General features: G+C 71.5%; 12 protein-coding genes. 1 reads left to right on the top strand and 11 read right to left on the bottom strand.

Annotated features, from left to right (window positions below; genetic code table 11):
• Nucleotides 1–53: 53 nt before the first annotated feature.
• Nucleotides 54–1,001 carry an ATP-grasp domain-containing protein gene (locus ACWGIU_RS16540; protein WP_453706420.1) on the bottom strand — a complete coding sequence of 316 codons (948 nt, stop codon included), beginning with the start codon at nt 999–1,001 and terminating at the stop codon, nt 54–56.
• Between the two features lie 42 nt (nt 1,002–1,043).
• Nucleotides 1,044–1,472 (bottom strand): hypothetical protein, encoded by a 429-nt coding sequence (locus ACWGIU_RS16535; RefSeq protein WP_453706418.1) that lies wholly within the window; start codon nt 1,470–1,472, stop codon nt 1,044–1,046.
• Nucleotides 1,473–1,623: 151 nt separating this feature from the next.
• Between ACWGIU_RS16535 and ACWGIU_RS16530 the strand changes: the two genes are divergently transcribed.
• Nucleotides 1,624–2,352, top strand: a complete 729-nt coding sequence (locus ACWGIU_RS16530) for an SIR2 family NAD-dependent protein deacylase (RefSeq protein WP_453706416.1) — start codon at nt 1,624–1,626, stop codon at nt 2,350–2,352.
• A 104-nt stretch (nt 2,353–2,456) separates the two neighbouring features.
• Here the strand turns inward: ACWGIU_RS16530 and ACWGIU_RS16525 are convergent, their stop codons facing one another.
• The 9 genes from ACWGIU_RS16525 to ACWGIU_RS16485 form a co-directional block, all read right to left on the bottom strand.
• Nucleotides 2,457–2,939 (bottom strand): VOC family protein, encoded by a 483-nt coding sequence (locus tag ACWGIU_RS16525; protein ID WP_453706414.1) that lies wholly within the window; start codon nt 2,937–2,939, stop codon nt 2,457–2,459.
• Nucleotides 2,940–3,065: 126 nt separating this feature from the next.
• The gene (locus tag ACWGIU_RS16520) at nt 3,066–6,644 is read right to left on the bottom strand and encodes a bifunctional glycosyltransferase/CDP-glycerol:glycerophosphate glycerophosphotransferase (RefSeq protein ID WP_453706412.1); all 3,579 of its coding nucleotides are present in this window, start codon (nt 6,642–6,644) and stop codon (nt 3,066–3,068) included.
• 195 nt (nt 6,645–6,839) lie between these two features.
• Nucleotides 6,840–7,214, bottom strand: a complete 375-nt coding sequence (locus ACWGIU_RS16515) for a hypothetical protein (protein WP_453706410.1) — start codon at nt 7,212–7,214, stop codon at nt 6,840–6,842.
• Nucleotides 7,215–7,339: 125 nt separating this feature from the next.
• Nucleotides 7,340–7,759 carry a roadblock/LC7 domain-containing protein gene (locus ACWGIU_RS16510; protein ID WP_453706408.1) on the bottom strand — a complete coding sequence of 140 codons (420 nt, stop codon included), beginning with the start codon at nt 7,757–7,759 and terminating at the stop codon, nt 7,340–7,342.
• A 71-nt stretch (nt 7,760–7,830) separates the two neighbouring features.
• Nucleotides 7,831–8,646, bottom strand: coding sequence for a transcriptional regulator (locus ACWGIU_RS16505; protein WP_453706406.1), 816 nt, complete (start codon nt 8,644–8,646; stop codon nt 7,831–7,833).
• Nucleotides 8,643–9,083, bottom strand: a complete 441-nt coding sequence (locus ACWGIU_RS16500) for a hypothetical protein (RefSeq protein WP_453706404.1) — start codon at nt 9,081–9,083, stop codon at nt 8,643–8,645. Before ACWGIU_RS16500 ends, ACWGIU_RS16505 begins: the two co-directional genes overlap by 4 nt.
• Before the next feature lie 160 nt (nt 9,084–9,243).
• Nucleotides 9,244–9,486, bottom strand: coding sequence for a helix-turn-helix domain-containing protein (locus ACWGIU_RS16495; protein WP_453706402.1), 243 nt, complete (start codon nt 9,484–9,486; stop codon nt 9,244–9,246).
• Nucleotides 9,487–9,638: 152 nt separating this feature from the next.
• Nucleotides 9,639–10,259 (bottom strand): DUF6461 domain-containing protein, encoded by a 621-nt coding sequence (locus tag ACWGIU_RS16490; RefSeq protein WP_453706400.1) that lies wholly within the window; start codon nt 10,257–10,259, stop codon nt 9,639–9,641.
• A 56-nt stretch (nt 10,260–10,315) separates the two neighbouring features.
• A complete protein-coding gene (locus ACWGIU_RS16485) occupies nt 10,316–10,879 on the bottom strand; it encodes a TetR/AcrR family transcriptional regulator (RefSeq protein ID WP_453706399.1) in 564 nt (187 codons plus the stop codon).
• Between the last annotated feature and the right edge of the window lie 187 nt (nt 10,880–11,066).

Here is an 11,066-nt window from a genome sequence, read left to right as displayed (position 1 = left end):
GTCACGGATCAGCTTCATGTCGGCGGCGCTCGCGCCGCCGATCTCGAATCCCGTCATGCCGGTGTTGTACCAGATGGGTCCGGAGTGCGCAGCGGTGCCGGATCGGCCGTCAGGAGACAGCTGAACGCGGCCCGATCGGCCTCCCGATGGAGGTCGCTGACCTGGCCGTCCCCTACTTCGACGACCCGCCAGACCCCGTCCGCGCGCAGGGCGAGGTCGGTGGTCACGAAGGGGCAGCCCAGCGCCTCGACGGCCGCCCGGACCGGTTCGAGGGCCGACTCGCATGCTTGCGGGACCTGCGCGACCGGACTGTCGGGGTGGGCGGTGACCAGCCGGGGCACCCCGTCCCGCCACCACACCCGTACCTCTGCGGCCGCCGCCTCCGGCGTGACGAAGTGCTCGAAGGCCCTCAGCACCACCCCGCCCGCCAGGAACTCGCCCTGGAGTTCGACGAAGCGGGCGACGACGCGGTGCAGGGCGGCCGGATCGGCGAGGTCGGGCACGTGGCAGGCTTCGTCCCACTCGTGCTTGCGGGACTTCACGTAGTCCTTGACGACGGCGGCTCCCGGCGGCAGTCCGGCCGCGAGGGCCGCGAGCCCCTCCGGGTCCGGGACCGCGCCCGGCCCCGCCGGCAACCAGCCGCTGACCGGGGTCAGGCCGGCGAAGGTCTCGTACCAGCCGGGGAGTTCGTGCGCGCGGCGGTACGCCTCCGGGGTGACGACGAGCGCGCCACCGCGTCGGCGCAGGGCCGCGTCCAGTGCGGCGTACCGGCCCGCGGGGATCATCCAGCCCCGGTACCAGACCGCTCCGGTCCCCTCCGGAACGCGTGCGACGGCCCGCTCGGCGTCCCCGGCGAGCAGCGCGTCGTGGTCGATGAGCAGGGCGGTACCCCCGGCGGCGCGCAACTGCCGGGCCTCCGCCGCGAAGTGGGCGTCGACCCGGCGCTCGTTCAACGGGTCACGGCAGTAGAGGACGGTGGTGGTCGCGGTTGTCGTAGCCATGCGCCCACCCTATGAACGGCCCCGTCGATCACCGTACGGATTTCAGCCCGCGCAGATCACGTCGTCGAGCCGGATGGGGCTGGAGTCGAGTCGTACGTACGCGGTGAAGGTGTCCGTGTCGCCGGAGGCCCAGTGGGTGGTCACCGTGGCCCAGCCCACCGAGGCGGTCTTGGCGACGGTGACCGGGCCGATGCTGATGTCCTGCGGCTCCTCCGGGGAGCAGAGCAGGACGTCGACCTCCCCGTCGGCCTCCTGTCTCTCCTTGAGGATCTGCGAGACCCGGTTCTCCCGGTCCTGCGCGGAGGGACCGTGGTCACCGTAGAAGCCGCTGAGGAAGTCGCTGATCTGGGCAGCGGTGTGCCCCTTCGCCGCGACGGCGGCGGGCGCGGCGAAGGCCGGAACGGACGGCATGACCGGCAGCGCGATCACGGTCAGCAGCAGGGCACCGAGACGGTACGGCTTGAGCATCATGTCCGGTCTTGTACCCGCCGGGCCGGTGAATCGGGAGGGCGGGCCTGGATCTCACTCCTGCGGGGGTCGGGATTCACCGCAGAAACGACCCTCCCGCCGGTATGCGGAAATCGGCTCGCGTGCGGCCCGCGCCCGTACGTAGGGTCGGTGCATGGGGAAGCCACTTGTCGCAGTGTTCAGCGGGGCCGGGATGTCCACCGACTCCGGAATTCCGGATTACCGGGGACCGCAGGGCCTGTGGCGGCGGGAACCCGAAGCCGAGAAGCTCGTGACCTACGAGTACTACATGGCCGATCCGGAGATCCGGCGCCGCTCCTGGCTGATGCGTGCCGAGCTCGGCGCGCTCGGAGCACGCCCGAACGCCGCGCACCTGGCCGTGGCGGAGCTGGAGCGCGGTGGCACCCCGGTGCGGGTGATCACCCAGAACGTGGACGGGCTGCACCAGCTCGCCGGGATGCCCGACCGGAAGGTGTTCGAGCTGCACGGCAGCGCCCGGTCGGTGGTGTGCACGGCCTGCCACGCCCGGTCGGAGATGGACGAGGCGCTGGCCAGGGTGGCGGCCGGCGAGCCGGATCCCGCCTGCCTGGCGTGCGGCGGGATCCTCAAGTCGGCGACCGTGATGTTCGGCCAGCGGCTCGACCCCGAGGTGCTGGGACAGGCGATCGCCGTGGCCAAGGGTTGCCAGGTCTTCATCGCCGTCGGGTCGACCCTGCAGGTGCAGCCCGCCGCGTCGCTCGCCGGGATGGCCGCGGCGGCCGGGGCCCGGCTGATCATCGTGAACGCGGAGGAGACCCCGTACGATCCGCTCGCCGATGAGATCGTCCGCGAACCGATCGGCACCGCCCTGCCGGCCCTGCTGGCCCGGTTCGCCGCGTCCTGACCCGCGGTCCGACCCGCCCGGCCCGCGCACCGGCCCTGGCTCGGCCCTCGCACCGGCCGTGCCTCGGCCCGCGCACCGGCCGTGCACCAGCATCGGCCCGCGACCTACCCCGCGTCCGCCGCCCGGCGCATCTCCGCCACGTCCAGCTTCTTCATCTGCATCATCGCGGCGGTGGCCCGGGAGGCGCGCCCCGGGTCCGGGTCGGCGATCAGGTCGATGGCGCCCGGCGGGATGACCTGCCAGGACACACCGAACCTGTCCTTGACCCAGCCGCAGACGCCTTCCTCACCGCCGCCACCGGTCAGCGCGTCCCAGTAGTAGTCCGCCTCCGCCTCGTCCGCGCAGCGGATCTGGAAGGAGATCGCCTCGGTGAACGGGAACTGGGGGCCGCCGTTGAGGCCGATGAACTGCTGACCGTTGATCTCGAACTCCACGACCATCACCGAGTCGGCCTGACCTGGGCCCGCCTCCGTGTACCGGCCGATCCGGCCGATCTTGCCGTCCTTGAAGACGGACAGGTAGTAGTCGGCGGCCGCTTCCGCGTTGCCGTCGAACCACAGACACGTGGTGAATCCGTTTCCGCTCATCTCTGCCTCCGGGCCGGTGAATGGACGGTGGACACCGTCCCTCACATACAGACCGGCCCCGGATCCGAAATTCATCGGTGGGTCCGGGGCCGGTCCGCGATTCAGCCGGCAATTCACCCGTTCGGCCTACTTGGCGGGCTCCCCGCCCATCGCGAGCATGCGCTCGACGACGCGCTCGGTGGCGCGGCCGTCGTCCAGGTCGCAGAACTCGGCACGGAACGCCGCCCGCGCCTCGGCGTACTCCGCTCCGACCGCGTCCGCGTTGCGCACGGCCTCGATCAGGCTCGCCGAGTCCGCCAGCAGCGGTCCCGGCGCCTTCGCCTCCAGGTCGAAGTTGAAGCCGCGCAGCGTGTCGCGGTAGTGCTCCAGGTCGTACGTGAAGAGCAGGATCGGCCGGTCGGTGTGCGCGAAGTCGAACATCGCGGAGGAGTAGTCCGAGATCAGCACATCGGCGACCAGCAGCAGGTCGGCCGCGTCGGGCCAGCGGGACACGTCGATGACGAACCCGTCGCGGACGCCTTCGCGGACCTGCTCCGTCACGTGGTGGTGGCCGCGGACGAGCAGGACGTGGTCCTCGCCCAGCTCGCGGCGGGCCTGGTCCAGGTCGATGCGCAGGTCGAGCTTGTAACCGCCCGACCAGCCCTCGTTGTTCTCCCGCCACGTGGGCATGTAGAGGACGACCTTCTTGCCGTCGGGCAGGCCGAGCCGCCGCCGGACCTCGGCGATCCGCTGCGCGTCGGGCCGCACCAGCGCGTCCGTACGCGGGCTGCCGGCCTCGATGACCTCGCCGTCGTAACCGAGGGCGCGCTTGAGGAGGGGCGTGGCGTAGGAGCTCGGGGAGGCCAGCAGGGACCACTGGGCGCTGTCGTGCGCCAGCCCCTCCAGGATCTCCGGGCTCGTGTAGTAGTCGTGCACGAAGTCGTGGCCGATCTGCTTGATCGGCGTACCGTGCCACGTCTGGACGACGATCTGGCCGGTGCGGCGCTGGAAGCGCTGCGGCACGTTGTCGTTGGTCACGTAGTAGCGGGCGCGGGCCAGCACCTCCCACGACTCCACGCTGCCGTACTGCACGGCGCGGGCGGTCGCGGGGACCTCCGCGTGGCCGTCGCGGACCAGCCAGATGTGCTCCAGCTTCTCGCCGCGGCGCACCAGTTCCTCGTGGATGGCGCGCGGCGAGTCGCCGGCGCCCTGCCCCTGGAAGGTGTCGTAGACGACGATGTCCTTGACCGGCAGGGCGCGCTGCGCCGGGTAGGTCTCGAAACGGGCGACGCGCTGCGCGTAGTGGGAGCGGTCGTGCGGGCTGATCAGCGGGTCGCAGACCAGCACCATGCGGTCGTGGAAGCGGGTTTCGACCCGCATCCGGCGGCCCTGCACGGTGAGCGGGTGCGGGCCGGCGAACAGCAGTCCGGGGCCCATCTGTACGGGGGCGCCCCGGTCGACTCCGAGCAGTCCCGCGGTGGTTCCACCCTGGGCGGCCGGACGCAGCGTCGGCCACCAGCGGCCCTCGGGGAGCGTGGTGCGGCCGGCGTACGCCTCCGGGAGCACGGGCTGGAAGACGGCCTCGAAGGCGTCACCGTCGCGGGTGACGGGGTAGCTGAACTCCATGCCGTGGGCGTTGTGCAGGACGAACTCGTACGGCTCGTCGGTCGGCGCGACGAAGCGGCCCCGCAGGGTGAGGGTGCCGTCCTCGGCGGTGACCTCGTCGACCAGCGGCGGGGAGGGCTGCACGGAGAGGGTCAGGTGGCCGGTGTTGCCGCGCTTCGCGAAGAGGGCGCGGTCCGCGTCCTCACCGGGCAGGGGCAGGACCAGACCGTCGAACCCACCGCGCTCGTCGTGGACCATGCGGTGCTCGGTGCCGTCGGGGCCGATGACCGAGAGGCTCCAGGGCTCGGGGGTCCACTCGCCGGGCTCGCACGCGGCGTCCGGTACGGCGGCCAGGTCGGCCAGCGGTACGCGGGCGGTGAAGGAGGCCCGGTCGGGGCCGGACGCGGCGGTCTGCAGCGGGAAGGAGAGGACGGTGCCGGTGGTGACGTGGACGGCCTGCAGCGTGGTGGATCCGACGGCCTCGGCGGAGAGTTCGCCGGTGATCTCGACGGCGTCGTCACCCACGGCGTGGACGTCCAGCGCGCGGGCGCGGACGATCTCCACCTGGATGGTGAGGGCGCCGGAGACGGCCGGGACGATCCGGACGTCGGGGGCCACCCAGTGCGGGGGCGGGTTCTGGCCCGTGTCGTTCTCCCCGCCCCGCAGGCGGGCGCGGTGCAGCCCCCCGGCTCCGGTGACGGCGATCGATGTGGTCCATACGCCCTGGTTCCACTTACCGCCCGACTGGAAGATCGAGGGGTCGACGACGGCCGTGAAACCGGCCCAGTCCGCGTGCCGCAGGGCCAGGTGGTGGGACTTCACCGTGGCCATCGGGGAGGCGACCGTACGGGTGCCGACGACGGAGCGCCGGCGCTTGCCCCCCTCACGGAAGACCAGCACCTTGCGGGAACCGAGGCGGCTCTCCGCGCCGAGGTGGCCGGGGAGGGCGTAGCCGCGCAGCAGCAGCTTGCCGTCGGCCCAGGCCGCCTGCTCCAGGCGGCTGACGACGCGGCGCTCGCGCGGGCCGAGGGTGAGGATCTTGGCCGGGACCGGCGGACGGCCGTGCAGGAAGGGGTAGTCCGCCTGCGGGCGGGCGAGGCCCTTGACCGGCACGCTGTAGCTGTAGTCACGCTGGTGGTGCTGGAGCGCGATGAAGTCCTCGACGCGGCCTTCGCCGGCCAGGTACGCCTTGAGCCGGTCGGCGACGGTCAGGTCGGGCCAGGGGCCGGTGCCGATCTCGCGGACGAGACCGCCGACTTCCTTGACGAACGCGGCGCGGAACTCGGGGCCGCCCTCGCCGACGTACTTGTAGATGAGCGGGAGTTCCTCGCTCAGCACGTTGTGGTCGTAGTCGCGCAGGTAGCGGGCGTACTTGGCGCCCTGCTTGGCCTTGAGGGACTCACGGACCAGGCGTACGGACTTCACGCGGTCGATGAGGGAGATCGGGTCGGTGGAGCGCTGGGTGATGGAGCGCTCGCCGGTCTCGCGCACGCGCCAGTGATAGACGCAGTCGCTGATGATGTCGACGCTGGAGGCGAAGTAGTGCGCGGGGATGCTGACCGGGGCGTCCTCGTAGAGGATGCCCTCGGGGTACTGGAAGCCGTGCCGGTCCCAGAAGCTGCGCCGGTACACCTTGTTCCACGCGGTGCGGTCGGTGACCAGCGCCGGGAACTTCGAGATGTGGGTCTTCAGCTGGGTGCGGGCGAAGGCGGCCCGGTGTCCCCAGGACTGCTGCATGCCGACGGAGCGGAAACGCTTCACGTTGCCGCCCGCGAAGTCCGAACCCGTCTCGTCGAGCGCGTCGATGAGCCGCTGGTAGGCGTAGTCGGGCATCGTGTCGTCACTGTCGACGAAGGCCAGGTACTCGCTGTCCTTGTCGGCGTGGCGCGCACCCACGTTACGGGCCGCACCGAGGCCTGCGTTGTCCTGCATCACGACGCGGAAGCGCTTGTCCTTGGCGGCGAACGCCTTTGCTATGACGGCGCTGGTGTCCGTGGACCCGTCGTCCACGAGGATGACCTCGAAGTCTTCGAAGGTCTGGGACGCTATGGATTCCAGGCACTCGTCGAGGTAGAGCTCGACGTTGTAGACGGGGACGACGATACTCAGGCGCGGCGGCATGGGTGGCGGTTTCTCCAGCGTTTTATGCTTTGTCGATGATCAGCTGCTCACAGCATCCTACTCTGTAACAGAGTCATAAACTCCACCCATATGGGGCATACGAAGCCAACCGCCAGGGCGGACGGCAAAGAATTCAGCCGTCCGCCACTTCGGCGATGCGGGGGAGAGGGCCTGACCGTGTCCGGGTGGGGCCGGTCAGACCTCCAGGTCCGCTTCGATCTTCTTCAGTTGATGGCGTGCCATCGCAAGGTTGGCCCGCTTCTTGTCGAGGGCGAGGTAGAGGAAGAAGCCTGTGTTGCCGCGGCTCTTCATCAGTCGGATCAGGTGGTACTGGCCGCCGAGGGTGATGAGGATGTCCTCGATCTCGTCCTTGAGGCCGAGCATCTCCATCGTGCGGACCTTGGCGCGCACCACGTCCGTGTTGCCCGCCGCCGCGACCGCGAGGTCGAGGTCCTTGCCGCCGCCGATGGTGCCGAGGGCCATGCCGCTGCCGTAGTCGACGAGCGCGGCACCGATCGCGCCTTCGATGGTGGTGGTGGCTTCCTTGAGCGCGGTCTCCACATTGACCATGAGAGGGTCCTCTTTCTCGTTTCGCTGTGACTGGGATGTGAGGGGACTGTGACTGGCTGTAGCTGGGTGTGGCTGTGGCGGCACGCGCCGGACGCGTCAGGCCGGGCCGCCGACCGGAACGCGAATCACCCGGGTGGGGCTCCGGGACCCCGTCGCCCGAGGGTGTGGTCGATCAGTTCGGCTATCCGGAGACTGGAGCGCCGGGCCTCCAGGTGGAGGCGCCCGACGTTGACGCGGGGCTCGGCGGTCAGCGTGAGGACCGCCGCCATGCCCGCCGCGTAGGTGGCGACGTATCCGTCCTCGCCACGCACGAGCAGTTCACGGAAGGCGCCCTGTCCTGTGCAGTCGCTCAGCCGCTGGGCCACCCCGAGGGCGGCGGCGGTCAGCGCCGCGACGGACTCGGCCTCGGCGGCCGCGCTGTCCTGGGCGAGCACGAAACCGTCGGCACTCGCGGCGAGGGCGCCGGTGAGCTGAGGTACCCGGGCCCGCAGTCTGCGGAGCTCGGCGAGTATCTCGGCCTCCGTCTCGGGGGGCACCGTACTCATGTCGGCCTTACTCCTTTCGGGCTGCCTACGCTCGGAGCGGTCGGCGCGCAGGGCCGGTCGCAGCGGGAGCCTCACAGACTTGCCTCCAGTGCGTCGCGTAACCGGCGGAGCAGCGCCACGTCCGGGGATTGGGCCTCGGTCATCCAGTCGGGCAGGGGCGCCACGGCCGGCGGCGGGGCCGGGGTGTGCGGGGTCTCGACCAGTCCGGCCGCCGCGAGGCGCCGTACGTCGAGCAGGGTGTGGAAGGCGGGCCGGCCCAGGACCCACGCGAGGTCGGCCGGGGTGCGCAGGCCGTCGGCCTGGGCCAGCAGGGTCCGTTGCCGGGCGGTGACCGTCTGGCCCGGCGCGGCCGCCCGGGGGACGACCGGCGAGGTGTCCAGCAGGGGGTACGGCCAGACCGCGTCGAGCAGGTCCCGGCGGCGCCGGGTCTCCCGTTCGACGGCGGCGGCGGGAACGGAACGGACGGAGCCGATCCAGTGGGTGGCCCCGCGGCGGAAGCGGGAGGGACCGCTGCCCGGGGAGAGCGCGAAGAAGGCGGCGTCGAATATGGCGGCGAGGTGGCATATCTCCAGCTCTCCGTCGGCGAGCCCGCCGCTGTCCACGAGGAAGCGGGCGACCTGGCGGCGGGCACCGGCCCGGTCCACCGCCTCGCGCCAGCGCTCGGGGGCGAGGCCGCCGCCGGTGGTGAGCAGTACGTCGAGACCGGGGGTGGCCGGGCTCTCCGCGTGCACGATGCGGCCGTCCTCCAGGAACAGGGTGCCGCGGTCGCGGAGCAGGGCGCCGGTGGCGCGCTCCGCGGCGAGTCGGGTGAGAAGGGGGGAGACAGCGGCGAAGGCGTTCGCGGCCGTGGCGGTGGCGGTGGCGGTGGCGGTGGCCGGGGAGGTCATCTGAGTACCAGCCCCTCCGCCAAAGCACGGAGCCTGTGGCGCGCGAAGGCGAGATTGCCGTCGGCGCGGTCGAGCCACAGGTGCAGGAATACGCTGCTGTCGAAGCTCGTCTCGACGAAGCGCAGTACGTGGTATCCAGTGCGGGTGGTGACGATCAGATCCTCGACGGGCGGGCCGGCCGGTAAGCCGACGGACGAACCGGCGGAGGGAACGGCTCCGCCACCGTGTGCCGGGTCGGTCTCCACCGGGGCGAAGGACTCGTACTCGGCGGCCGCCCTGGCCAGTTCGGCGGTCTCGGCGGCGGTCGTCTCGTGGTCGCCCACGGGCGACTCCCCTGCGGTGCCGAGGGCCAGTCCGCTGCTCCAGTCGACCAGCGCGGCTCCCCGCGCACCAGGCAGGGCCATGGCTTCGAGCAGGCATTCGTCGATCCCGGGCACGCGGGCTCCCCTCCCGGCCGGACGTGCTGGGTGCACGGTAGTGCGGCGCGACAGGAGGGAACTTACTCAAGTTCCACTGTACGAAAGGGCGTTCTGGCATTTTCCGCTGGAACATGCCAGGAAGGGTGCGAGAGCTTGGCCGGAACGCGTCGATATTTGATCACGAAGCGAGCGGTAGATCGTCCGCGAGGCGGAAAGACCCTCCCTCGCGCTCCACGTAGCCCTCGTGACTGAGGGTGCGCAACAGGTGATAGACGGTCGGCAGGGGGATCCCGGTGAGCCGGGCGAGCCGTTTCGCCGTCATCCCGCCTTCCGCGGACATCGCTTCCAGGAGGCGCAGTGCGCGCTGCACGGAGCCGATCAGGGTGGGTGTGGTGTCCTTCTGACTGTGGTCGGTGCCCATGAGTAGTCCCCCTGCTCCGGTACGAGGCCTGGCACACCCATCAAAGTGGCTGACCGGGCGCAAAACCAGCGGACTCGCGTCAACCTGAGCATAAGATCACCGCATCCCGGCCCCGGAGCGGACGGACGACCGGCCGGCCGTGTCGTGTCGTCCTAGCGTGTGCAGGTCACGTACGCCGGGAGCGGGGTGTCCGCGATCAGGTGGCGGGGCAGGGACAGACCGAAGCGGCGCTCCACGACGGCGAGGGCGTGGCGGTCGCGGTCCGCGTCCGGTTCGCCGGCCGGGCGGGCGCACGCGCCGTCCGGGGTGAGGATCCCGGCCGCGATCAGCTCCGGGAGCAGGTGGTCCGGCCGGTGGCCGCCGCGCCGGCATTCCTCGCCGAGGCCGAAGCAGCACACCAGTTCGGCGTCCCGGGCGTACGCGAACTGCTTGGGCGGGCGGTCGGGCTGCGGATCGAGATGGACGGCCTCGACGCCGCCCCGGGAGACCTCGGCGAGCCGTTCCGCTCCGGCCGGCAGTCCGTGTTCGACGGCGAAGGACCAGCCGCCCCACCTGCCGACCCGGGCCACGCCGTCACCGTCCACGGTCTCGGTGACCATGCTCCAGGCGTCGAGCGCGCCCAGCGGGCCGGGGCGCACGCCCGGCAGCGCGCCGAGCCGCGAGGCGAGTTCGTCGGGGCCTATGCCCCGGGCGAAGGTCAGACCGGCGAACCACTGGTCCCAGTCGGCCAGCCACCTGATTCCGTCCGGCACGTCCTCTGAGATGTCCGCCATGTCCGCACCCCCGACGGTTTCCCCACCCCGCCGGTGCTTGTTCACCGGCACGATAGTCAGTCCGCGGGCTTCTCCGGGAGGAGGCGCTCGACCATCGTCCGAATGAGCCCCTGCGCCGAGTGCGCCTCCAGCATCGCGGGCGCCGTCAGGTCGTCCACGATCAGACCGAGCATCGCCAGGTACATCAGGACCACGCCCTGGCGGTCCCCGGGCAGGCCCGCGTCCAGGTGCCACCTGATGTTTGCCTCCAGCTCCAGGCCCTGGAAGGACGCGAGTTCCGCCTGGAGTTCGGGGCGCCGGGTACCCTCCAGCCGCAGCTCCAGCATGGCGATGTGCACACTGCGCTCGCGCCGCATCCGGTCCAGGAGCCGGGTGAGGAGGACCTCGGTGTCCAGCGGGCCGGCGAGATCCGCCGGGCCCGGAACGAGCCGCTCCCGGGTGCGGTGCAGGATCTGCACGAGCAGCTGGGAGCGGTTGGCGAAGTAGTTCGAGGCGGTGCCCGTGGGCACACCCGCCTCGGCGTCCACCGCCCGCAGGGTCAGGCCGCGCGAGCCCTCGCGCGCCAGGACTTCGATGGCGGCGTCGAGCAGTGCGGCGCGGCGCTGCGGGTTCTGGCGCATGGGCGGATCCCTGGGTGTGGGTGGGCACATCGGGTGAGCACTGCAGGTGCAGTGATTCGCACACGGTAGCGGACGCACCCGGTCCGGGCCCTCCCCCCCCCCCCCACCCCCCGGGGAGGCGGCGCGGGATGGAGCGGGTGATACCGGAGATACCCGCGGACCAGTGCCCCCCGATCCCCCGCCCGGC

The sequence above is a fragment of the Streptomyces sp. NPDC054840 genome (genome assembly GCF_053611065.1).
This window is presented reverse-complemented; position numbering and strand designations above follow the sequence as displayed.